Consider the following 23,023-nt stretch of genomic DNA (forward strand, 5'->3'; position numbering starts at 1 on the left):
TAGCGGCTCGTCTCGCGCTTCGCCAGCCCCAAAAGCGAAAGGCCGGCCCCGTCCAAGACGAGACCGGCCTTCCGAATGCCGGGATCGAGCGATTAGAAGCGGAAGCCGAAACCGGCAGTCGCGCGCGCTGAATCGAAACCGATGGTGTCGACGTTCACGCGGAGGAACGTGGTTTCACCCAGCGGGAATTCGGCGCCTGCACCGACGAGGTAATCGCCAGCGGTGTCGTCGATGCCGACAAAATCGTCATCGGTCAGTTCGACACCGGGGATCTCGATGATGTTTGCGAAATCCAGGTTCACTTCCTGATAGCCGCCGCGAATATAATACTTCGCGCCGCCTGCATCACGGATACCGATGCGGGCCGAAGCGCCATATTCGGAATCCACGGCTTCGGTGCCGAAATGGAAGTTGGCTTCCGCACCGATGAAGAAATTGTCGCCGGCAGGGAAATCGACACCGGCGAAACCGCCGATGATCGGGCTACCGTCGTTGATTTCGACGCCGGGGAATTCGTCTTCAACTTCGCCATCAACGCTCAGGTCGTGATAACCACCGGAAACACCGGCGAAAACTTCCGCTTCCTGTGCCTGCGCAGCGGCGGGAATGGCGAGCGCCGCAGCTGAGGCGGCGAGAGCAAAAACGATCTTTTTCATGTTATATATTCCTGCAATTTTTGCAGTCCGGAAATGTCGGACTGATCGCGCTCTGCTCCCGTGATGCTTGCTTGATTCTGAACGAATTTTGCAGGTCGATGAAACGGTGTTTCGGCTCGACAAACGTCATTCGCGAAGGCGCCAACCGGTTCTGAATATCCATGCGATGATACCGACGCAGATCAGCAGGAACGCCACGGTCGCGCCGAGCGATACGGCGATGGGGAAGTCCGACTGGCCGAGGAAAGTCCAGCGCAGGCCGTTCACCAGATAGACCACCGGATTGATCAGCGACACGGAGCGCCACGGCTCCGGCAGGATGTCGATCGAATAGAATGTCCCACCAAGGAATGTGAGCGGCATCAGGATCAGCAGCGGCACGATCTGCAGCTTCTCAAAGCTGTTTGCCCACAGACCGATAATGAAGCCGAGCAGCGAGAAGGTCGCCGCAACCAGCAGGATGTAGAAGAAGGCCAGCACCGGATGGGCGATCTGGTAATCGATGATCAGCGCTGCCGTGCCGAGGATAACCGCAGCGAGGATAAGCGATTTGGCTGCTGCGGCTCCGACAAAGCCGATCAGCGTTTCGACCACGCCGACGGGCGCGGATAGCAGCTCGTAAATCGCGCCGGTGAATTTGGGCATGTATATGCCGAAGCTCGCATTGCTGGTGCTTTCGGTCAGCAGCGTCAGCATCAGAAGGCCAGGAACGATGAAGCTGCCGTACTCAACCCCGCCCGGCAGTTCCATGCGGCTACCTATCGCTGCACCGAAGACGACAAGATAGAGCGAAGTGGTGATGACAGGCGAGAGGATCGAACCGAAGGCCGTGCGGAACATCCGCATCACCTCGTTCTTCCAAATGGCGTAGGCTCCGCGCAGATTGAGTGTCATTGCACGGTCTCCTTCGCCTGCTTGTCTTCGACGAGGTCGACGAAAATGTCCTCCAGCGTGCTGTCGCGGGTTTCGAGGCCCGTATAGGTCAGCCCTTCGCGCACGAGTTGTTGTGCCAGATCGGCGATCTCGCGCTTGCCCTTCCCCGTTCCGTCACCGCCGCGATAGACCAGGCAGGTGCCCTCACCTTCCAGATGCAGCGGGTATTGCGCGAGTGTTGCGGGCACTTCGCCAAGTGGCTCTTCAAGAGTGAAATGCGCCTCGGTCCGGCCAAGCCGCGCCATGATCGAATCCTTGTCGTCGACCAGCAGGATCTGGCCTTTGTTGATCACACCGACGCGGTCGGCCATTTCCTCGGCCTCTTCGATGTAATGCGTGGTGAGGATGATGGTGACGCCGCGTTCGCGCAGCGCGTCGATCTGCCGCCACATATCGCGGCGAAGCTCCACATCCACACCGGCGGTCGGTTCATCGAGGAACAGCAGCTCAGGCTCATGCGCCAGCGCCTTGGCGATCATCACGCGGCGCTTCATCCCTCCTGAAAGCTCGCGGATCGACACATCACGTTTGTCCCACAAGCTGAGGCTCTTCAGCACTTCCTCGACGCGTGACTCATCGGGCGGGAAGCCGAACATGCCGCGCGAGTAGCGGACTTGACGGATCACCTTGTCGAACATGTCGAAGCTGAGTTCCTGCGGCACAAGCCCCACGCGCTGGCGAATGGCTTTCCAGCTCTTGGAGAGATCCTGTCCGAAGACCTCGATCGAGCCACCCGTCGGCCGCACCATGCCGCAGACAGAGCCGATCAGCGTCGTCTTGCCCGCACCATTGGGGCCGAGCAGCGCGAAAATCTCGCCTTTGCGAATTTGGAGATTGACGTTGGAGAGCGCCTTGACGCCGCCAGTATAGGTCTTGTCGAGACCGCGAATATCGAGAATGACATCGGACATCGCCAAGAGGTGGCGTTCTGCAACTCAAATGGCAAGTGCCCACCCCCAACCCCTCCCGCAAGCGGGAGGGGAGTGAGACTTGCCGAGCCGCAGGCGAGGCTTAGTCGCAGCGGGGTGGGCAATCTAAGGGATGAGAAGGCTCGAATCGCCGTAGCTGTAGAAGCGGTATTTCTCGGCGATGGCATGGGCATAGGCGGCCATCATCCGGTCACGCCCCATCAGCGCGCTCACCAGCATCATCAGGGTCGATTTGGGCAGGTGGAAATTGGTCATCAGGCCGTCGACCGCGCGAAATTCGTAACCCGGAGTGATGAAAATATCGGTGTCCGCCGCAAAGGGCTGGATCGTGGCGTCTTCCGAGGCGGCGCTTTCTAGCGTCCGCAGGCTGGTCGTGCCGACCGCGATGATCCGCCCGCCCGCCTCGCGCGCTGCATTAAGCCGCTCAGCGACATCGGCCGTGATACGTCCCCATTCGCTGTGCATCTGATGATCTTCCGTATCGTCCGCTTTCACAGGCAGGAAAGTGCCCGCTCCAACATGCAGCGTAATCGTCTCGCGCTGGACGCCCCGCTCATCGAGCGCAGCAATCAATTCCGGTGTGAAGTGCAGAGCGGCCGTTGGCGCGGCGACGGCCCCGTCCTCTGCGGCGAACATGGTCTGGTAATCGGAATAATCGCGCTCATCCGTCGGGCGTTTTCCGGCGATATATGGCGGAAGCGGCATAGTGCCCGCCCGGTCGAGCAAAACTTCGACCGGCTCCTCGCCCTCGAATGCGAGCATTACGGAGCCATCGGAGTGACGCTCTTCGGCAATGGCCGTGACACCGCCACCGAAAACAAGCTGATCTCCTTCGCGCACACGTTTCGCGTTGCGGATGAAGGCCTGCCACCGCCGCAGATCGATCCGCTTGTGCAGCGTCGCGCCGATCTTCGCTTCACCCCTGCGCCCCTCGAGCTGAGCTGGGATAACGCGCGTATCGTTGAAAACCAGCACATCGCCGGGTTCGAGCAGCTGCGGCAGATCCCGCACGGTGCGATCGTCAAAAGGCGCGTCACCCTTGGCCACCAGCATCCGCGCAGAATCGCGCGGCTGCACGGGGCGCAGAGCGATCAGCTCCTGCGGCAGCTCAAAATCGAAGAGATCAACGCGCATTTGCGCTGTAGCTCAGCCGGTCAGAATTCGCCGTTGAGCATGTCGAGCGTGATTTCGCCCTCATCCTCTTCCGCAGCATCCTCACCCGGCATCATCTGGGGGATGTCGTCCGCCGCGATGGAGGCTTGGAGAATTCGCGTCGGGTTCGCAGGCGGCTCGCCGCGCTGGATGGCGTCGACTGCGGGCATGTTGTGAATGACGCGGCCGAAATTGGTGTACTGCCGATCCCACGCGAAATGCGGGTAGAACACGATAAAGAACTGGCTGTTCGCACTGTCATTATCGTTCGGCAGGCGCGCCATGGAAACGGTGCCGCGAATGTGAGGGAGGAAATTGAATTCCTCCTCCAGATTGGGAAGCGAAGTCTCGCCGCGACCGGTTTGCGCCATCAGCCCATCAATCACGCGGTGGAACGGCACGCCATTGTAAAAGCCCTGCCGCGCCAGCGTCTTGATCCGCTCGACATGGTTGGGCGCCCATTGGGGGACGAGGCGAATGCCGACGCGCTCTCCGGTCGACAGGTCGAGAAACAGGATGTTCTCGCGATCTTCATTCAGGTCGAAATTGACACGCAGCGGGAACTCGCTTGCTCGCTCATTCGCAGCTTCTGCGGCCTGGACTGCGGGTTGCAGCTCTTCCTGCGCCATTGCCGGCGACGATGTGAAAACAAGTGCGGCAGCAGCCGTCAGCGCGAGTGTGCGAAACATAAATCCCGTCCGGATAGCAAAATTGGATATGGCAGCGGTTTAGAGGTGCCAGACTGACAGTTCAATGAACATGTTCGGCGCGGCGGTGGAGAGAGGCCCGGCTAGAGATCGCCCTTGCGACCGATTTTCGCGACCCGCGCGTCCACCTGTTCTTTCACCTGCGGCGCAACGAACGGCGCGATATCACCGCCGTAGAGCGCAATTTCCTTCACCAACCGGCTAGCGATCGGCTGCAGTGAGATGTCGGCCATGAGGAAAACCGTCTCGATAGAATCATCGAGCTGCTGGTTCATCCCTGCCATTTGATATTCGTATTCGAAATCCGCCACAGCGCGCAGCCCGCGCACGATCACGCTCGCGCCAACATGCTCGGCGAATTTCATCAGCAGAGCGTCAAAACCCTGGATCTCGACATTGTCGAGCCCGAGCCGGTCTATCTCTGCGCGCATCATGTCGAGCCGCTCGTCAGTCGTGAACATGGCGGTCTTGCTGGGATTGGTGGTGACCCCGACGACAAGCTTGTCGACCAGTTTAGCGCCACGCCGAATGATGTCGGCATGTCCAAGGGTTACTGGGTCGAAGGTGCCAGGGTAGATGCCGATGCGTTCGCTCACCGATCCCGCTCCACGATGAAGGTTGCAAGCGCCCGCAACAGGTCCGCCTCACTGCCGTGCTGGCCCAGATGACCGATCGCCTGCTCGGCCAAGGCATGCGCCTGTGCGCGGGCATCGTCGACGCCCATCAGGCTAACGAAAGTCGCCTTGCCCATGTCGGCATCCTTGCGCAGTGCCTTGCCTGCCAGTTCCTCGTCGCCTTCCTCGTCGAGCAGATCGTCGGCGATCTGGAAAGCGAGACCGATATCGCGGGCATAGGCGCGCAAATGACCGCGGCCTTCTTCTGGCACCTTGCCGATAATCGCGCCCATTTCGACAGCTGCACCCAGCAGGGCGCCGGTCTTGAGCTGTTGCAGGCGGGTAATGGTGTGGAGGTCGAAATCCTTGCCTTCGGTCTCGGCAACGATGTCCATCATCTGGCCGCCCGCCATCCCTTTGTGGCCGCTGGCCGATGCGAGGGCATGGACGAGCTCAGCGCGCACGAACGGATCTTCGCTTACCTTGCGCCCGCCAAGAATCTCGAAAGCGAGATCATGTAGCGAATCGCCCGCCAAAACGGCGGTCGCTTCATCAAATTCCTTATGCAGCGTAGGTTTGCCGTGCCGCATGTCGTCATCGTCCATGCATGGCAGGTCGTCATGGATCAGCGAATAGACATGGATCGCTTCCAGCGCGCACCCGGCATAGATCGCTGCCGCCCGGCTTGCGCCGTACATTTCCGCGACTGTCGCCACGAGCATGGGGCGTACACGCTTTCCACCGCCTATTGCCGCATATCGCATCGCCTCGACCAGCCGCGCCGAATTGTCGTCCGGCACCGGCAGCATGCCATCAAAGGCATCGTCAATTTCGCGCTGGATCCGCTGGAGGCCCTGCGCAAGGATTGAGTCGCTGGCGAGTTTCAGGCTCATGCCGCCTCAGCCCGCATCGAAGGGCTGTGTGCCCTTGGCGGCACCGTCTGGCCCGGCGACAATCTTCTCTATCCGCGCCTGCGCTGCATCCAGCCGCGCCTGGCAATGCTGGCGCAATTTCTCGCCGCGTTCATAGAGGTCTATGCTTTCGTCCAGCTTGGCCTCTCCGCTTTCCAGCTTACGGACAACATCTTCCAGCGCGCGCAACGCGTCTTCGAAGCTCATATTTGCGATATCGGGGGCGTTTTCTGCCATGCGCGCGACCATTGACGCTGACAGGCCCAAGGGTCAAGCTGGCGCATAAGGAGAGTGCCCATGTTGAAGTGGATTATTGCCTATGTTGCCGCTGCCGTGGCTTTCGGAATCCTCGATTCCTTCTGGCTGCGCTGGGCGGGACCGAATCTCTACCGCCCCGTTATCGGAGAAATCCTGGCGGACAGTTTCCGTATGGGGCCCGCGCTCGCCTTCTACGGCATCTATATCGCAGGCATGGTCTACTTCGGCGTGCGCCCCGGACTTGAAAGCGGCAATGTCTGGCTCGCTCTTTTGAATGGCGCGCTGGTGGGCGGGCTTTGCTATGCGACTTTTGATCTTACCAGCCAGGCGGTGATGAAAGTCTGGGCGACGCATATCTCCATCGCCGATATCGCCTGGGGCACTTTCGCCACCGGCGTCGCGAGCGCTGTGGCCTGTTGGGTGACGCTCAAAATCGCATCTTAAGGGGAAATAGCGCGGCTTGGGGCTAGCGGTTCGCGAAGCGCGCCGCTAAACGCGCGAGCCATGTCAGAAATCACTCCCGAAGTCGTCGCCCAGCACGGGCTTTCCGAAGAAGAATACGACCGAGTGCTCAATGCGCTTGGCCGCGAGCCCAACCTAGTCGAGTTGGGCATCTTTTCGGTGATGTGGTCGGAGCATTGCTCCTACAAGTCTAGCCGCCTGCACCTGAAGAAGCTTCCTACCGAAGCGCCGTGGGTCATCTGCGGCCCGGGCGAGAATGCTGGCGTGATCGATATCGGTGACGGACAGGCTGCCATTTTCAAAATGGAGAGCCACAACCACCCCTCCTACATCGAGCCCTACCAAGGTGCAGCGACCGGCGTTGGTGGCATCCTGCGCGATGTCTTCACTATGGGTGCGCGCCCGGTGGCAAATGCTAATGCTCTGCGTTTCGGGCGGCCCGACCACCCGAAAATGCAGCACCTTGTCAAAGGCGTGGTCGCAGGCATCGGTGGCTACGGCAATTGCGTGGGCGTACCGACCGTGTGCGGGGAGACCAACTTCCATCCGGCCTACGATGGCAACATCCTCGTCAATGCGATGACCGTTGGCGTCGCGGACGCTGACAAGATCTTTTACAGCGCGGCAACGGGTGTGGGTAACCCCATCGTCTATGTCGGCTCTAAGACCGGGCGTGACGGTATCCACGGCGCGACCATGGCCTCCGCCGATTTCGAGGAAGATGCCGATGCGAAACGTCCCACGGTGCAGGTGGGCGACCCCTTCACCGAAAAACTGCTGATCGAAGCTTGCCTAGAACTGATGGCGACCGATGCCATCGTTGCGATCCAGGATATGGGCGCAGCAGGCCTCACCTCCTCCAGCGTTGAAATGGCCACCAATGGCAAGGCGGGCATCCGTCTCGACATGGACAAGGTCCCGTGCCGCGAGGAAGGCATGACGCCGTACGAAATGATGCTGAGCGAAAGCCAGGAGCGCATGCTCATGGTGCTGAAGCCCGGCAAGGAAGCCATGGCGCAGGCCATTTTCGAGAAATGGGAACTGGATTTCGCAGTTATCGGCGAAGTCACCGATACGCGGCACATGGTGCTCGAGTTTGGCGGCGAAGTCGTGTGCGACATTCCCCTTGGCCCTCTCGCGGCAGATGCGCCCGAGTACGACCGTCCGTACCTTTCGATGGACGATTACATCGCATGGGCAGGCATCACCCCGATGACCGAGCGTCCCAATACCGACGATATAGGCGGCGACCTGCTGAAATTGCTCGCCAGCCCCAACCTCGCCTCGCGCAATTGGATCAGCCAGCAATATGACAGCCAAGTCGGCGCGGACACGCTCCAAACCGGCGGCGACGCTGGCGTTGTGCGCGTGCACGGTACGAAGAAGGCGCTCGCGATCAGCACCGATTGCACGCCGCGCTATGTCCATGCGAACCCCTACGAAGGCGGCAAGCAGGCGATTGCCGAGGCCTATCGCAATCTCTGCGCCGTGGGTGCTCGCCCGCTCGCAGTCACTAACTGCCTCAATTTCGCGAACCCGCAGCGGCCCGAGATCATGGCGCAATTCGTCCATGCGCTGGAAGGCATGGGCAAGGCCTGCAAATATCTCGATTTCCCGATCGTGTCGGGCAATGTCTCGCTTTACAACGAGAGCAAGGCGACCGGCGGCGGGAGTGCGATCCTTCCAACCCCCGCCATCGGTGGTGTCGGTTTGATCGATGACTATGACACGATGATGACCATGCCGTTCAAGGCAGCGGGCGAAGCGATCTACCTGATCCATCCCGAAGCCTGGGCAACCGCCGATCCCGAACGCTCGCATCTTGGCAAGTCGCTGTGGCTGGACGTAGTCCATGGCCGCGACGAAGGCCGCGCTCCTCCCGTGGATCTGACATACGAAAAGGCCGCTGGCCGCATCGTTCTCGAGCTCATTGCGGACGGGCTTGTCAGCGCCGTGCATGACATTTCCGATGGCGGCCTCGCCGTGGCTCTTGCCGAAATGGCGATGTCCGGTGGAATCGGCGCGGAGATGCAGGAAGGTCATTCCGAGTACACCGACGCACAGTGGTGGTTCGGCGAAGACCAGGGCCGCTACGTCATTACCGTCCCTGACACGCAGGCGCTCAACGAAGCACTCGCGAAAGGCACGGAGAATGACGAGACGGCAGCGGTCGGCTTTACCCGTATAGGCACGACCGGCGGCGACACGCTGTTCGGCCAGTCAGTCGAAGATATGCGCACCGCCCACCGCAGCTTCTTCAAGGACTGGATGGAGAGCTGATCCCGGCGGCGCGGTAGAGTGCGACGCCGAGCCACGTCAGCCAGCTGAGCTGTGTGACGTAAGTCCACAGCGCGCCGTAGAAGTGCATGTCGATCACGCCGGCGATGAGCAGCGCAGCAGGTATGGCGCCTGCCAGCAGGCCAAGCACAGCTGTGATCCGCCAACCTGACTGCCATAGGGCAGCGCCGAACAGCGCAATGCCGAGCCCCGCGGCTATGGCTCCCAGCGTTGCGAAGGCCTGGTTGAGTTCCCACGCAAGCTGCGTAACGCCGGGACCAATCTGGCCTTCGGGATAGCCCCACACGGCGGGCACCACAAAGCCGTTGATCGCTCCCGCAAGCACCGCACCCATTGTGCCGAACAGGAAGAATGCGAAAGCCAGAGCTGTGAAAAGGCTCCAGCCCAATCCTCTCGCGACAAGAAAGAGCACCGCTGGCTGCACCACGATCAGCGCAAGCAACCCGCCATGCACGCCGCGGATCATTCCTGACGTGTCATCCCCATGCGGATGGTAGTGCATCAGCACTGCGGCCAGCACCGCCGATCCCGCGAGCAATGCGCCAGCACAACGAAGCGATTGCAGTTTATCCTGATCCACGTCATTCCTCCCTGATTGGTCCGCCGAATTTCGCGGATCTGGGAGCGAACACAATGGACGATTGCGGCGAAAAGTCCGGTAGCCGTGCGGAAACCCGCGCGCAGATCGTTGCGACGTTCAACCGCCTGGTGCTCGAAAGCGGCAGCGGACGTCCCAAAGTCGCGCAGATCGTGACAGAGGCGGGCGTCGCGCGCTCGACATTCTACGATCACTTTGCAGGGGTAGAGGCTCTTTTCGACGAAAGCCTGTCCATGTTGTTCGGCCAGCTTGCGACCTGCCTGATCTCCGGCGCGCTTGTCGAAGAACGGAATTGGCTGATGGCGCATATTTATGAAAATCGGGAGCTTGGTCGCCCACTCCTTACGGGTCCGAAAGCCGAGCGGACCGAGGCGCTGTTTGCCCGGCTGCTGGCGGAAAGGCTGGAAGGGCGCGACAATGCTCGGCTCCATGCGATCCTGATTTCCGGCACCGTGGTCGCTGCACTGGGAGCGTGGGTGTCTGGAAAGCTCTCTTCCTCGCCGGAGAAACTTGGCCAGCAATTGACGGCTACCACGCGCGCGATCCTCGATGCCTAGCCTTGGATGACGCGAGGCGTTAGGGCTTGCCTATGACGGAAAAACATCACGCCTTCCCACCTCTGCCAGAGCTGTCCGATGCAGAGCGCATCGCGCGGGCCGAGCAGACTTACGAGCATCTCAAAACACGCCATTCCTGCCGTGATTTCGCCGATACGCCGGTGCCGCGCGCAGTGATCGAGAACGCCATTCTGGCCGCCGGGACGGCTCCCAATGGCGCCAATCACCAGCCCTGGCATTTCGCGGTCATTTCCTCGCCTGAGAAAAAGCGCGCCATTCGCGAGGCGGCAGAGGCTGAGGAGCGCAAATTCTACGGCGAGGATGGTGACAAGCCGAAGGCATCGGATGAATGGCTGGATGCCCTCGCGCCAATCGGCACCGATGCTAGCAAGCCCTATCTAGAAACAGCGCCCTGGCTGATCGCCTGCTTCGCCCAACGCACTGGTGGGATCGAAGAAGATGGTGAGACGCAGAATTACTATGTGAATGAAAGCGTCGGCATCGCCTGCGGGATGCTCATCACGGCGTTACATTCAGCGGGTCTCGCGACACTCACGCACACGCCTTCACCCATGGGTTTCCTGCGCGATCTGTGTGGCCGACCGAAGAATGAAAAGCCGCTGATGATTATCGTTGCCGGCCTTCCGGGTGAGAATGCGACTGTGCCCGATCATGCGATCCGCAAGAAGCCGCTCAGCCAGATCGCGAGCTGGCTCTAGGCCACCCAATCCTCCTCACGAATTTCCAGCAGCTTCAGCAGGCTCGTCAGATCGCCGCGATCGACCCAGCCGTTGGCTGCCGAGCGTGCTTTCGGCTTCGCACGATAGGCGATGCCGTAAGTGGAGGCTTCCAGCATCGGAATATCGTTCGCACCGTCGCCCGCTGCCATGCTCACCGCATTGTCGCCGAGGATGCCGAGTTCTTCTTCCAGCACCGATTTCTTGGTCGAGCTGTCAGTGATGCCTCCAACCAGGCCGCCGGTCAGCTTGCGATCAGCAACTTCAAGGCGATTGCCAACGACGCGCTCGAAACCGAGCTGCTCGGCAACCACATCGGCGAAATGGTGGAAGCCGCCGGTCACCAGAACCGTGCGGCATCCGCGTGTCTTGAGGGTTTCGACAAGTACCCGTGCGCCTTCATTGGGTGAAATGCGCTCCTGAAGGCAGCGGGTAATCGCGCTTTCATCAAGCCCTTCGAGCAGACCAACCCGCTCACGCAGCGCGCTTTCAAAGTCGAGCTCGCCCTGCATCGCACGCTCGGTAATCTCGGCGATCTTCCCTTTGAGCCCGGCGTAGTCCGCCAGATCGTCGATGCATTCCTGCCCGATCATGGTCGAATCCATGTCGGACACGAAGAGATGTGGCACGCGGATCGCTTCGCGGGCGATGATCGCATCGCTTTGCGGGAAATGCGCATCTACCGCCTCGCGCAAGGCCGCGATGTCATCGCCCGGGGATTCGATCTGCAACACGTCACCGCAGAAATCGAGCATCGCTGCATGGGCGACCGGCACCGAAGTGGTCGCCAGTTGCGCGGTCATAGCGTCGAGCCGGGTTTCCAGTGTGGCGGGGTCTGCTATCAGCCGGGTGATGAGCAAGTGGAATTCTCCTGATGCACGGTAAGCTGGCGCTCATTGCAGGGCCGACCGCCAGCGGCAAGAGCGATCTTGCGGTCGAACTGGCTCTGACGGTGGAAGAGCGCGGCCAAAGCGCCGTCATCATCAATGCCGATAGCGCGCAGGTTTATGCCGATTTGCGTGTCCTCTCCGCCCGCCCGAGCGATGAGGAGATGCGCGGCGTCCCACATCGCCTGTTCGGCACCTGGGACGGATCGCAGGCCTGTTCGGCAGCCGATTGGGCGAATGCTGCCAAGCACGAGATAGCGGAGGCGCATGAGCGGTCCGCGGTTCCGATCCTCGTCGGTGGCACGGGCCTTTATATCCGGACATTGCTGGACGGGATTGCTCCGATCCCGCCGATCCGGGAGGAGGTGCGCGACGAGGTGCGGCAGATGGAAACCGCCAGCGCCTATGCCGCCTTGAAGTCCGAAGACCCCGAACGGGCCGAGAGGCTGGCGCCAGCCGACAGCCAGCGGATCACACGTGCGCTGGAAGTGGTGCGTTCGACAGGCAAGCCTCTGGCATACTGGCAGCAGAACAAGACCGGCGGGATTGCGGGCACAGTCACCCTCGCGCCGCTGATCCTGCTCCCCGATCGCGAGGAACTCTACGCCCGCTGTGATGCGCGGTTTGAGCGCATGATGGATGATGGCGCGGTCGAAGAGGTGGAGGCGCTGCTTGAGCGAGACCTGTCACCAGACCTTCCCGTCATGCGCGCCATCGGCGTTCCCGAGATCGCGGGCTGGCTGCGCGGCGAATATCCGCGCGATGAAGCCATTTCTCTCGGAGCGCAATCCACCCGCAATTACGCCAAGCGGCAATTCACCTGGTTGCGCCACCAGCCTCCGGAAAGCTGGGCACGAGTGAAACCTAAAAATGTCTCTCTTGAGAGCAATTTTGAAATATTATTCTAGAAACGACGGTTGACAGGATAATTTTGCATCCATATTGCGGTGCACACAACGGAGAAACGAATAGTGGCCCGGCAAGAGCGATCTTGTCGGGCCACTGTCTCTCAACCGATGGGACCAAGGTCCGCGAAACGACAGGAGCGTAACGTGTCACAGGAACGCAGCGGCGCTGCGATATTGGTGGAATGCCTGGTGCGGCAGGGGGTCGAATTCGTGTTCGGCTATCCCGGCGGTGCCGTGCTGCCGATCTATGACGAACTTTTCTCCGACACGCGCATCCGCCACATCCTTGTCCGGCATGAAGCGGGCGCTGCGCATGCGGCAGAAGGTTATGCGCGTTCTACCGGCAAACCGGGTGTAGTCCTTGTCACATCCGGCCCCGGCGCGACCAATGCGATTACGGGCATTGCCGATGCCTTTCTCGATTCTATCCCCATGGTGGTCATCACCGGGCAGGTGCCGACCAATCTGATTGGCACGGACGCTTTTCAGGAAGCCGACACAGTTGGCCTGACGCGCCACTGCTCAAAGCACAATTACCTTGTGAAAGACCCTGAAGACCTCGCCGCAACTATCGAAGAAGCCTTCGAAATTGCGACGACCGGCAGGCCCGGTCCGGTGGTTGTGGACATTCCGAAGAACGTGCAGATCGCCACAGCCATGCAGGCTGAAGGACCGGCAGAGCGCAAGAAGCGCTACCAGCCGCGCACGGTGGCTGCAGCGGACGAGATCGCCGAAGCGGTCGAGATGATCGCCAATGCCGAACGTCCGGTGCTTTACACTGGCGGCGGGGTGATCAACTCCGGCCCCAAGGCGAGCGATTTCCTGCGCCAGCTCCAGCAATTGACGGGCGCTCCCCTCACCTCGACGCTTATGGGGCTTGGCGCCTTCCCTGCCGACCATCCCGACTGGCTCGGCATGCTCGGCATGCACGGCACGTTCGAGGCAAACATGGCCATGAACCAGTGCGACGTTATGGTCTGTGTCGGCGCGCGCTTCGATGATCGGGTGACCGGCCGGCTCGATGCGTTTTCGCCCGGCAGCAAGAAGATCCACATCGATATCGATCGCTCCAGCATCAACAAGATCGTGCCGGTGGAGCTGGGCATCGTTGGTGACTGCGCGACCGTGCTCGAACAGATGATTTCTTGCTGGGGAGACCGCAAGCCGCGCGACCTCGGCGAATGGAAAGCGCGGATTACCGGCTGGAAAGCGCGCGATAGCCTCGCCTATCCGGAGCGCAAGGATGCCATCATGCCGCAGCTGGCGGTGGAACGCCTGTTTGCGCTGACGAAAGACCGCGACCCGTTCATCACCACCGAAGTCGGCCAGCACCAGATGTGGGCGGCGCAGTATTTCGGTTTCATGGGCCCGAACAAATGGCTCACCAGCGGCGGTCTCGGCACCATGGGTTATGGCCTGCCTGCAGCGATCGGTGCGCAGCTCGGCAATCCCGACAGCCTGGTGATCGATATTGCCGGTGAAGCCAGCATCCAGATGAACATCCAGGAGCTGGGCACCGCCAGCCAATTCCGCCTGCCGGTAAAAGTCTTCATCCTCAACAATGAATATATGGGCATGGTCCGCCAGTGGCAGGAACTGACCTATGAAAGCCGCTATTCGAACAGCTATTCGGACAGCCTGCCCGATTTCGTGAAGCTCGCCGAAAGCTATGGCTGGAAAGGTATTCGCATAACCGAGGAAGCGGGGCTGGATGACGGCATTCAGGCGATGCTCGATCATGACGGGCCGGTGATGGTCGATTGCCACGTGGCGAAGGAAGCGAATTGCTATCCGATGATCCCCTCAGGCGCGGCGCATACCGAAATGCTGATGTATGGCGACGAGGTCTACGGCATCATGGCGGATGAAGCCAAGGCACTGGTTTAGGGGCGCAGCACATGAAAATCGAACATCGCGCTTCAGAGCGGCACGTGCTGACCGTAGTCGTAGACAATGAGCCGGGCATTCTCGCCAAGATCACCGGCCTCTTCACCGCGCGCGGATACAATATCGACAGCCTGACCGTGGCGGATATTTCCGAAGATCACGCCATCAGCCGCATCACCATCGTGACCGGCGGCCCGCCTTCCGTGATCGACCAGATCCAGGCTCAGCTCGAACGGCTGGTCCCCGTCCACCGCGTGACCGACCTCACCGAGGAAGGCCCGCATGTCGAACGCGAGCTGGCGCTGATCAAGGTGCGCGGCAAAGGCGATGACCGGGTCGAGGCCCTGCGCCTTGCCGATGTGTTCCGCGCCCGCCCCGTCGACACCACGACCGAAAGTTTCATCTTCGAGCTCACGGGGCCTCCGGACAAGATCGACAGCTTCATTGCATTGATGCGCGAAATCGGGCTTGTCGAAGTCGGACGCACGGGCATCGTCGGTATGATGCGCGGCGCCGAAGGAGCCTGAACCCGATGGAAAACGCGCTTGCATTCGTAAATCCCACTTTCGTGCTGCTGATGGCAGCTGCCCTGTGCGCGATCACCGCGCTCATCCACTCCGTGCTGGGCGAACAGCGCCTGATCGGGCCGATCCTGTCAAGCAATGCGCCGATCATGGAGAGCCCGCTCGCACGCAATGTCACGCGCTTCGCATGGCACTGGACCACGCTGCTGTGGCTCTGCATCGGCGCGGTCCTCGCGCTGGCTGCCTATGGCGATATCGACGCGCCGTGGCTTATCTTTGCCATAGGCACCGTGCATTTCGTCGCTGGGGTGGCCGATGCCGTCATGACCCGCGGACAGCATATCGGCTGGCCGCTCATCACTCTTATCGGGGCGCTCGCCCTGCTCGCCTTTTACACGCTTCAGACTCAATAGGATTACCCATGAAAGCCTTTTACGACGCCGATTGCGATCTCAACCTGATCACCGACAAGACGATCGTCGTGCTCGGCTATGGTTCGCAGGGCCATGCCCACGCCCAGAACCTGCGCGATAGCGGCGTGAAGGATGTCCGCATCGCATTGCGCGAAGGCTCTGCGACGGCGAAGAAGGCAGAGGCTGCGGGCTTTGAAGTGCTCTCCAACAAACAGGCCGCCGAAGTCGCCGACATCCTGATGATCCTCGCGCCCGATGAAACGCAGGCAAAAATCTGGGCGGAAGACCTGAAGGGCAATATGAAGCCCGGCGCAGCGCTCGCCTTCGCTCACGGCCTTAACGTCCATTTCGGCCTCATCGAGCCGACAGACGATATCGACGTCATCATGATTGCGCCCAAGGGCCCCGGCCACACCGTGCGCAGCGAATACGAGCGCGGCGGCGGTGTGCCCTGCCTGATCGCCATCCATCAGGACAACAGCGGCAATGCGCACGACATCGCCCTCGCCTATGCTTCGGGCGTCGGCGGCGGGCGCAGCGGCATCATCGAAACCAATTTCAAGGAAGAATGCGAAACCGATTTGTTCGGCGAACAGGCCGTCCTGTGCGGCGGGATCAGCCACCTGATCATGGCCGGTTTCGAAACGCTGGTGGAAGCCGGCTACGCGCCCGAAATGGCCTATTTCGAATGCCTCCATGAAACCAAGCTGATCGTCGACCTGCTGTATGAAGGCGGCATCGCCAACATGCGCTATTCGATCAGCAACACTGCCGAATATGGCGATTACCACACCGGTCCGCGCATCATTACCGATGAGACCAAAGCCGAAATGAAGCGCGTGCTGGACGATATCCAGCGCGGCAAATTCGTGCAGCGCTTCATGCTCGATAACGCCATCGGCAATCCGGAAATGAAAGCCGCGCGCAACCGGCAGGCCGAACATCCGATCGAAAAGACCGGCGAGCAGCTGCGCGCCATGATGCCTTGGATCACCGCCAACAAGCTGGTGGACAAGGAGAAAAATTGAGGCGAAGTTCCTCGCTGTGATCCAGCGATTGGAATTTCGATGCAAGTGCGGGGCCGTTGGAGGGACGATCGATATCCCTCCCCCCGTCGATGGCGAGGTTATCGTCTGTCACTGCACCGATTGCCGCGATTTTGTCAGGCTTTGCGGAAAGTCTGAAATCATGCTCGATGATCTGGGCGGCGTTTCGCTTTTCAACTTTCGCGGGTCTCGCCTGCACTTTTCGTCGGGACTCGAGCAGATGCGTTGCCTGCATATGACGGAAAAGCCTGTCTTGCGCTGGGTTTGCTCTTGTTGCGACACGCCCATGTTCAACAGCTTTGCCACCACGCGGATTCCGTTCCTCGATATCTTTACCGCTACGATAAAAGATATCTCACCTCTGCGTGGCCTTACTTCCAAAGCGCGTCATCTCTTTCCCGATAGCGCGACAGGGGATGCCAGCGACTTGCCAGCATCAACGCCGGCCGGGCTCATTCTGCGCACGACGCCGCGCATCGTGAGAGAGTATGTGAGTGGTGGACGGAAAGCGAACCCGCTGTTCGATGCCAAAACAGGGGAACCAATTGCGGTGCCTCGACGCGTCTCGCAAGCGGAACGGGCGGCCATAGAGTGAGCGAAGGCCGCACCACCATCGTCATTCTTGCCGTCTGCGCCGCGCTGTGGGCGGGCGTGGTGCTCAATCGCTCGGGCGAGAACCTCGCGAATGAGGTGTATGAGGCTACCGTCCCGACCGCGGAGGTCACCGAATTCGCCCGGCAGCAACTCGGCGAATTGCAGCAGAGATCATTCAACGATCGCATCGAATTATGCGGGCTGATTGCGGAGAACGCGGCAGGGGAATTGGTGTCCCGCACCGTTCGCGTCGGTGATACGGACAGCTGCTCTGCGGCCTATTTCGATGCCCGCTCCCTTTTTCCGCGCGCCATCTACCATACGCATGGCTCCTTCAATCCGCGCTATGACAGCGAAGTGCCGTCCGAAGTCGATGTGGCCGGCGCGGTGGAATTCGGTCTCGACGGCTACGTCGCGACGCCGGGCGGTCGCTTCTGGCGGGTCAACGCAGGCAATGGGATAGCAGAGATGGTTTGCGGCGAGAGCTGTCTGCCGCAGGATCCCGCCTACGATCCGTGCAGTGCGCCCGCTCCGGAGCAGCGATACACGGTGTCCAGCCTGCAAGCGCGAGACTTGATCGTAAATTACGATTGCTGAGACCGGTTTAAAGCCACGTATGACACGGAACAAGATTTGCTCCTTGGACATTTCCTGAGGTGAACCCATGTGAACATGGCAACAACACCAAGGATACCAATCATGCGTAAATCCCTGCTCGCCCTCACCGCCGCCGGTACGGTCGCCGCCTTTTCGGCGACTGCCGCGCTGGCCGATGCCCATAACCACCAAGAAGAAGCGATGGACACCAGTGCCATCACTTCGGGAAGCTATTCCACCGATCCGGCGCATACGCTGGTTGAATGGCGCGTCAGCCATTTCGGCTTCAACGATTATTTCGGCCTTTTCGGCGATGCCGAAGGCACGCTTGAGCTGGACACGGAGAACCTCGCAAATTCATCCGTAGATGTGCGCATTCCGATCAACTCGCTCGCTGTGGTGAGCGAAGGCCTGCGCGATCACATGCTGCGCCCTGGTGAAGATGGCGCGGAGCCGGATTTCTTCGGCCCCGATGCCGATGACGCGCGCTTCGTATCCACTGCCGTGCACCAGACCGGCGCCACCACCGCGCATATCGTCGGCAATCTGACGCTGAACGGCCAGACCAACCAGGTCATGATCAATGCCGAGCTTTCCGGCATGGGATCGAACCCGATGAGCGGAGCGGAAACCGTCGGCTTTCACGGCACGACCACCATCAATCGCTCCGACTTCGGCATCGACTATGCGCTGCCCGCCGTGGGCGATGAAGTCGAACTCGATATCACAGTCGCTTTCGAGAAGGACTGACCGCTTTCTGATCGGGGCTGCCGCCATCAGGTTGCAGCCCCGATCATCGTTCCAAATGCAACTACATTCGTGGTTTACGGACCCCGCGATTGGCGATAGCAATGCGCCCATGCGGAAGAACCTGCTTCTATCCCTGCTTCGACTTACACGCCCTTAGGCGTGTCCCCTGCCCCGCGCGCTGCCGCCGGGCCCTCGCCTAAGGGCTTCCACACCCCTCCCCAAGTCGAAGAAAGCCAGTTCCATGTCCATGCTGCGTGATCCCAGCACGAAATACCGCCCTTTCCCGCAGGTCGAATTGCCCGACCGGCAATGGCCAAGCCGCACCATCACTGCACCGCCGCGCTGGCTGAGCACCGATCTGCGCGATGGCAACCAGTCGATCATCGATCCGATGGACCGGGCGAAGAAGACCCGTTTCTTCGACCTGCTGGTGGAAGTGGGCGTGAAGGAAATCGAAGTCGGCTTTCCCGCTGCCGGGCAGACCGAATTCGACTTCATCAGCTGGCTCGTCCAGTCGGGCAAGGTGCCGGACGATGTCGTGGTGCAGGTCCTCACCCAGTCGCGCGAGGACCTGATAAAGCGCAGCTTTGAAAGCCTCGAAGGCGCGCATTCGGCCATCGTCCATCTCTACAATGCCGTCAGCCCTGCGTGGCGCGATATCGTGTTCAGGATGAGCAAGGACGAGGTGAAAGCCATCGCCGTCAAAGGCGCGCAATTGCTGGTGGAGGAAGCCGCCAAGCGCCCCGGCACCAAATGGCAATTCGAATATTCGCCGGAAACCTTCTCCACTGCCGAATTGGATTTCAGCCTCGAGGTTTGCGAGGCGGTGATGGATGTCGTCGGGCCAAGCAAGGACTGGCCGATCATCCTCAACTTGCCAGCTACCGTCGAGGCGGCCACCCCCAATATCTACGCCGACCAGATCGAATATTTCTGCCGCAATTTGCCAAATCGAGACGCTGCGGTGATCAGCCTGCACACCCACAACGATCGGGGGACCGGCGTTGCCGCGGCAGAACTGGGCATGATGGCGGGCGCGGACCGCGTGGAAGGCTGCCTGTTCGGTAATGGAGAGCGGACGGGCAATTGCTGCCTCGTTACCGTGGCACTCAATATGTACACGCAAGGGATCGATCCCGGCCTCGATTTTTCCGATATCGACACGGTCATCGAGACGGTTGAGTATTGCAACGAGCTGCCAGTGCATCAGCGCCATCCCTATGGCGGAGACCTGGTTTTCACGGCATTCTCCGGCAGCCATCAGGATGCGATCAAGAAAGGCTTCGAAGCCCACGAAACGCAAAACGACACGCAATGGCGCGTTCCCTATCTGCCGATCGATCCTGCCGATCTCGGCCGTAATTACGAAGCAGTGATCCGCGTCAATTCGCAAAGTGGCAAAGGTGGCTTCGCATGGGTGCTGCAACAGGATCAGGGCCTAAAACTGCCCAAACGCTTGCAGGCCGATTTCAGCCGCCATGTGCAATTCATGGCCGATGATCAGGGGCGCGAGCTGAATGCCTCGGACATCTGGGAATGCTTCCGCCAGACCTATTACCTGCAAGTCGACAAGCGCCGCTTCGCCCTTGTCGATTATGAGGAAAGCCGCGCCAGCGATGGCACGCGCATCTTTACCGGTACGGTGGAGGTGGATGGTGTCGCCGAACGGGTATCAGGCCGGGGCAAGGGCCTGATCTCGTCCGTCCTCGCCACATTACGCGACGGGTTCGGAATCGACATTGAGGTCACCGATTATTCCGAGCACGCGCTTGGATCGGGCGTCGATGCGAACGCGGCTGCCTATATCGAGTGGGCAGCGCCCGATGGTCGGAGCGGCTGGGGCGTCGGCGTGGATGAGGATGTCGCCACCGCCAGCGTGCGAGCGCTTCTCAGCGCAGCCAATGCCGCATCGCATGGACCCGGAACGCAGCGTCTTTAACGCGCGTCACCCTGCGACTACGCAATTTATCCCGGTATGAGGCTTCGGGCAATTTAGGCGTTCGGCGTTAGCGATGCTGCCATGTTGGAAGACATGGACGGTATTATGTCGCAAATCGCTATTCCACTTGCACTTGGGCTAATCGCGCTGGTCTTCGCAGGCCTTTATGTCCGCTTGCGCCTCCGTCTCACTGGGCGAGCGATCGAGGGCGCCGACAGCGATTTCGCCGGCCTGATTGAAAACGCGCCCGCCGGTATCTGGCGCGCCAACGCGACCGGCGAATGCGTTTATGTAAACGACGCCTGGAAACGCATGGCCGGAGTGGAAAACGATTCCTGGAAAGGCCACGGTTGGGGCGATTTCATCCATCCCGACGACCGCGATCGCATTCTCTCGATCTGGATCACAGCCGTCGCCAATCACGAGGAAGTACGTGAGGAACTGCGCTGGCAGCGCGACGATGGCTCCGACGCCTGGACGCTCTGCCACGGTTCGCCGGAATTCGGCGCGGATGGCGAATTGATCGGCTATACCGGGATCAATTTCGACATTCAGCGCTCGAAGGACCTTGAGCAGGACCTTCAGGCCGCACGCCGCCGCGCCGAAAACGAGGCGCGATCGAAATCGACTTTCCTCGCAAATATGAGCCATGAAATCCGCACGCCGATGAATGGCGTGATCGGCTTCACCGAGCTGCTTCTCGATAGCGAGCTCACCGAAAGCCAGTTCACACAGGTCAATATGATTGCCGAATCCGGCCATGCGATGATGCAATTGCTCAATGACATCCTCGATCATTCGCGCATCGAGGCGGGCCAGTTGGAGATCTCGACCGAACCCGTCGATCTGCGCCACAAATTGCAGCATTGCGCCAAGCTGATCGAGCCGATGGCCCGCGCGAAAGGCCTTTCGGTCGGCATCTGGATTGATGATGCAGTGCCCCAGCTGCTCGAGCTTGATCCGCTCCGCGTGCGCCAGGTGGTGCTGAATCTCGTCGGCAATGCGGTCAAATTCACCCATACCGGCGGCATTGACATCGAAGCGCGAGTGGAAAATTCCAGCGAAGGACAGTCGCTCCTGATTGCAGTGATCGATACGGGGATAGGGATCGAGGACGACCGGCTGGAGGACATCTTCACGCCTTTCACACAGGAAGATGGTTCTGTTGCGCGTCGGTATGGAGGAACGGGCCTTGGCCTTGCGATCTGCAGCCAGCTCGTCGAAATGATGGGCGGTCACATCACCGTGCATTCCAAGCGCAATGTCGGCACCCAGTTCACCGTTCGCCTGCCGATGAAGGCGGCGGCTGAGCGACGCGCGCGGACCCGCAGTGAAAGCGATGAATTGCCAGACGGCAGCTCGCGCCTCGCCGGAACGCGGATCCTCATTGCCGAGGATCATGCGATCAACCAGCAATTGGTCATAGCCATGGCCAATTCGCTCGAACTGGATGTGCAATTGGTCGAAAATGGCGAGGAAGCCATCGATGCCGTGATTGCGGCGGATGAAAAGGGTCGCCCCTTCGCTGCTATCCTGATGGACATGCAAATGCCCGATGTGGATGGGCTGGAAGCGACACGTCGCCTGCGCGCTTTGGGCTTCAACGCGGAGAAGCTGCCGATCATTGCGCTCACCGCCAACTGCTACCCCGATGATGTCGCCGCGTGCCAGAAGGCAGGTATGCAGTCCCATCTGGGCAAGCCGGTCACGACCGTTGCCCTCGCGCGCGAATTGTCGCGCTGGCTTGCTCCCAATGGAGGGATCGCGGATCGCAATGCGCCGCCGGCCATGCTGGAACGCAACTCCGCCACTCTGGTATCGTCGCCTCCGCCCAGTCTTGCCGGGCTGGAAGACCGCTATCGCGACAGGCGCGACACGATCCTCCATAAATTGCGCGAGTCCATGGCGCAGGCGCCCAGCGACACCGATTGGAAGCGGCTCGCCGATGAGCTCCACAAACTTGCTGGCGTCGCTGCCAATTTCGGTGAGCCGGAGCTTGGTGAAGCATCGCGTAGGCTGGAGCGCTGGCTCAAAACGTCAGACCAGCCAGACCAGATGATCGAAGCTTTGAAACGCGAATGGCCCAATTTCGAGAAAGCGGCCTAGAGGTCATTTTTGAGCTTTGGGCGCGCTCGCAGACCATAATTGCTCAACCATCGCATCCAGCTCGCCAAAATCGACGCCGGCGCGGAATGGATCTTTGCGGTTGAGCCGCATCGCCGGGTGCTCGCGCTGCATCAGTCCGCGCCGCAGCGCGCGTTGCAGCAAGCGCAGCCGCATCAGGGCTTCGCTGTGTGCCCTCGCTTCGCATTGCTTGGCAAAGCGCGACCAACCAGCTTCTATCTGCCCGACCCGGGTCGCGACCATTTCATTATACCGCCGGTGCGGCCCGCGATGCAGCGGCAGGCCAGTGCGCAAAGCGACGCCTGCAGTGGATGGCAGGAGCAATCCGTTGATGCGGAAATCGCCATAACCCACTTCAGCGCGGCCAAGCGTATCGAGCATTCTGTCGAAACTTCGCGCCGTGATCACCTGGCGCGGCAGCAAATGATGACGCTGCATATCCGGCTGGTAGCCGGGAGTGCCCGGGCTATTCACCTTGCGGAAGGATAGAGCTCCTCGATCCGGATGGTCGAGGCGCGCACTTATGCGTACTGCCTTCGCAT

General features: G+C 60.5%; 25 protein-coding genes. 14 read left to right on the top strand and 11 right to left on the bottom strand.

The features are described from left to right. Window positions 1–92: 92 nt before the first annotated feature. From O2N64_RS12620 to O2N64_RS12655, 8 genes are all read right to left on the bottom strand, one after another. Window positions 93–656: an outer membrane beta-barrel protein gene (locus O2N64_RS12620; RefSeq protein WP_271077940.1), complete on the bottom strand. Its 564-nt coding sequence runs from the start codon at window positions 654–656 to the stop codon at window positions 93–95. A gap of 126 nt (window positions 657–782) precedes the next feature. Next, window positions 783–1,550 (bottom strand): ABC transporter permease, encoded by a 768-nt coding sequence (locus O2N64_RS12625; RefSeq protein ID WP_271077941.1) that lies wholly within the window; start codon window positions 1,548–1,550, stop codon window positions 783–785. After that, window positions 1,547–2,500, bottom strand: coding sequence for an ABC transporter ATP-binding protein (locus O2N64_RS12630; protein ID WP_271077942.1), 954 nt, complete (start codon window positions 2,498–2,500; stop codon window positions 1,547–1,549). The genes O2N64_RS12625 and O2N64_RS12630 overlap by 4 nt, the downstream gene beginning before the upstream one ends. Before the next feature lie 123 nt (window positions 2,501–2,623). After that, on the bottom strand, window positions 2,624–3,652 hold the full coding sequence (gene queA / locus O2N64_RS12635) for a tRNA preQ1(34) S-adenosylmethionine ribosyltransferase-isomerase QueA (RefSeq protein WP_271077943.1): 1,029 nt from the start codon (window positions 3,650–3,652) through the stop codon (window positions 2,624–2,626). Between the two features lie 20 nt (window positions 3,653–3,672). Continuing rightward, window positions 3,673–4,359, bottom strand: a complete 687-nt coding sequence (locus O2N64_RS12640; RefSeq protein ID WP_271077944.1) for a peptidylprolyl isomerase — start codon at window positions 4,357–4,359, stop codon at window positions 3,673–3,675. A 101-nt stretch (window positions 4,360–4,460) separates the two neighbouring features. Next, complete coding sequence (gene coaD / locus O2N64_RS12645) at window positions 4,461–4,973, bottom strand: pantetheine-phosphate adenylyltransferase (protein ID WP_271077945.1); 513 nt, start codon at window positions 4,971–4,973, stop codon at window positions 4,461–4,463. Next, window positions 4,970–5,884: a polyprenyl synthetase family protein gene (locus O2N64_RS12650; protein ID WP_271077946.1), complete on the bottom strand. Its 915-nt coding sequence runs from the start codon at window positions 5,882–5,884 to the stop codon at window positions 4,970–4,972. Before O2N64_RS12650 ends, coaD begins: the two co-directional genes overlap by 4 nt. Before the next feature lie 6 nt (window positions 5,885–5,890). Further along, window positions 5,891–6,139: an exodeoxyribonuclease VII small subunit gene (locus O2N64_RS12655; protein WP_271077947.1), complete on the bottom strand. Its 249-nt coding sequence runs from the start codon at window positions 6,137–6,139 to the stop codon at window positions 5,891–5,893. A gap of 60 nt (window positions 6,140–6,199) precedes the next feature. On the opposite strand from O2N64_RS12655, the gene O2N64_RS12660 reads away from it, so the two are divergent. After that, on the top strand, window positions 6,200–6,604 hold the full coding sequence (locus O2N64_RS12660; protein ID WP_271077948.1) for a DUF2177 family protein: 405 nt from the start codon (window positions 6,200–6,202) through the stop codon (window positions 6,602–6,604). Between the two features lie 60 nt (window positions 6,605–6,664). Next, entirely contained in the window at window positions 6,665–8,902 is a 2,238-nt protein-coding gene (gene purL / locus O2N64_RS12665; protein ID WP_271077949.1) for a phosphoribosylformylglycinamidine synthase subunit PurL, read from the top strand. On the opposite strand, the gene O2N64_RS12670 is transcribed toward purL, so the two are convergent. After that, window positions 8,880–9,500: a hypothetical protein gene (locus O2N64_RS12670; RefSeq protein ID WP_271077950.1), complete on the bottom strand. Its 621-nt coding sequence runs from the start codon at window positions 9,498–9,500 to the stop codon at window positions 8,880–8,882. The two genes, purL and O2N64_RS12670, sit on opposite strands and share 23 nt — an antisense overlap. A 53-nt stretch (window positions 9,501–9,553) precedes the next feature. Between O2N64_RS12670 and O2N64_RS12675 the strand changes: the two genes are divergently transcribed. Beyond that, window positions 9,554–10,075 (top strand): TetR/AcrR family transcriptional regulator, encoded by a 522-nt coding sequence (locus tag O2N64_RS12675; protein WP_271077951.1) that lies wholly within the window; start codon window positions 9,554–9,556, stop codon window positions 10,073–10,075. A gap of 32 nt (window positions 10,076–10,107) precedes the next feature. Then, complete coding sequence (locus O2N64_RS12680) at window positions 10,108–10,794, top strand: nitroreductase family protein (protein ID WP_271077952.1); 687 nt, start codon at window positions 10,108–10,110, stop codon at window positions 10,792–10,794. Here O2N64_RS12680 and serB read toward each other — a convergent pair. Next, window positions 10,791–11,672, bottom strand: a complete 882-nt coding sequence (gene serB, locus O2N64_RS12685; RefSeq protein ID WP_271077953.1) for a phosphoserine phosphatase SerB — start codon at window positions 11,670–11,672, stop codon at window positions 10,791–10,793. The genes O2N64_RS12680 and serB overlap by 4 nt on opposite strands. Window positions 11,673–11,686: 14 nt before the next feature. Between serB and miaA the strand changes: the two genes are divergently transcribed. From miaA to O2N64_RS12735, 10 genes are all read left to right on the top strand, one after another. Next, window positions 11,687–12,607 carry a tRNA (adenosine(37)-N6)-dimethylallyltransferase MiaA gene (gene miaA / locus O2N64_RS12690; RefSeq protein ID WP_271077954.1) on the top strand — a complete coding sequence of 307 codons (921 nt, stop codon included), beginning with the start codon at window positions 11,687–11,689 and terminating at the stop codon, window positions 12,605–12,607. A 144-nt stretch (window positions 12,608–12,751) separates the two neighbouring features. Next, on the top strand, window positions 12,752–14,494 hold the full coding sequence (gene ilvB / locus O2N64_RS12695) for a biosynthetic-type acetolactate synthase large subunit (protein WP_271077955.1): 1,743 nt from the start codon (window positions 12,752–12,754) through the stop codon (window positions 14,492–14,494). Between the two features lie 11 nt (window positions 14,495–14,505). Beyond that, the gene (gene ilvN, locus O2N64_RS12700; RefSeq protein ID WP_197921213.1) at window positions 14,506–15,021 is read left to right on the top strand and encodes an acetolactate synthase small subunit; all 516 of its coding nucleotides are present in this window, start codon (window positions 14,506–14,508) and stop codon (window positions 15,019–15,021) included. 5 nt (window positions 15,022–15,026) lie between these two features. Further along, a complete protein-coding gene (locus tag O2N64_RS12705; protein ID WP_271077956.1) occupies window positions 15,027–15,431 on the top strand; it encodes a hypothetical protein in 405 nt (134 codons plus the stop codon). Between the two features lie 8 nt (window positions 15,432–15,439). Then, the gene (gene ilvC / locus O2N64_RS12710) at window positions 15,440–16,459 is read left to right on the top strand and encodes a ketol-acid reductoisomerase (protein WP_271077957.1); all 1,020 of its coding nucleotides are present in this window, start codon (window positions 15,440–15,442) and stop codon (window positions 16,457–16,459) included. Between the two features lie 16 nt (window positions 16,460–16,475). Beyond that, window positions 16,476–17,072 (top strand): DUF6151 family protein, encoded by a 597-nt coding sequence (locus tag O2N64_RS12715; protein ID WP_271077958.1) that lies wholly within the window; start codon window positions 16,476–16,478, stop codon window positions 17,070–17,072. Beyond that, a complete protein-coding gene (locus O2N64_RS12720; RefSeq protein ID WP_271077959.1) occupies window positions 17,069–17,668 on the top strand; it encodes a DUF4329 domain-containing protein in 600 nt (199 codons plus the stop codon). The genes O2N64_RS12715 and O2N64_RS12720 overlap by 4 nt, the downstream gene beginning before the upstream one ends. A 102-nt stretch (window positions 17,669–17,770) precedes the next feature. Beyond that, a complete protein-coding gene (locus O2N64_RS12725) occupies window positions 17,771–18,418 on the top strand; it encodes a YceI family protein (RefSeq protein WP_271077960.1) in 648 nt (215 codons plus the stop codon). Between the two features lie 241 nt (window positions 18,419–18,659). Continuing rightward, window positions 18,660–20,357 carry a 2-isopropylmalate synthase gene (gene leuA, locus O2N64_RS12730; RefSeq protein WP_271077961.1) on the top strand — a complete coding sequence of 566 codons (1,698 nt, stop codon included), beginning with the start codon at window positions 18,660–18,662 and terminating at the stop codon, window positions 20,355–20,357. A gap of 105 nt (window positions 20,358–20,462) precedes the next feature. Next, window positions 20,463–22,463 carry a PAS domain-containing hybrid sensor histidine kinase/response regulator gene (locus O2N64_RS12735; protein WP_271077962.1) on the top strand — a complete coding sequence of 667 codons (2,001 nt, stop codon included), beginning with the start codon at window positions 20,463–20,465 and terminating at the stop codon, window positions 22,461–22,463. A 3-nt stretch (window positions 22,464–22,466) separates the two neighbouring features. On the opposite strand, the gene O2N64_RS12740 is transcribed toward O2N64_RS12735, so the two are convergent. Beyond that, window positions 22,467–22,955: an AHH domain-containing protein gene (locus tag O2N64_RS12740; RefSeq protein WP_271077963.1), complete on the bottom strand. Its 489-nt coding sequence runs from the start codon at window positions 22,953–22,955 to the stop codon at window positions 22,467–22,469. Window positions 22,956–23,023 lie beyond the last annotated feature (68 nt).

The sequence above is a fragment of the Aurantiacibacter sp. MUD61 genome (assembly GCF_027912455.1).
Taxonomy (GTDB): Bacteria; Pseudomonadota; Alphaproteobacteria; order Sphingomonadales; family Sphingomonadaceae; genus Alteraurantiacibacter.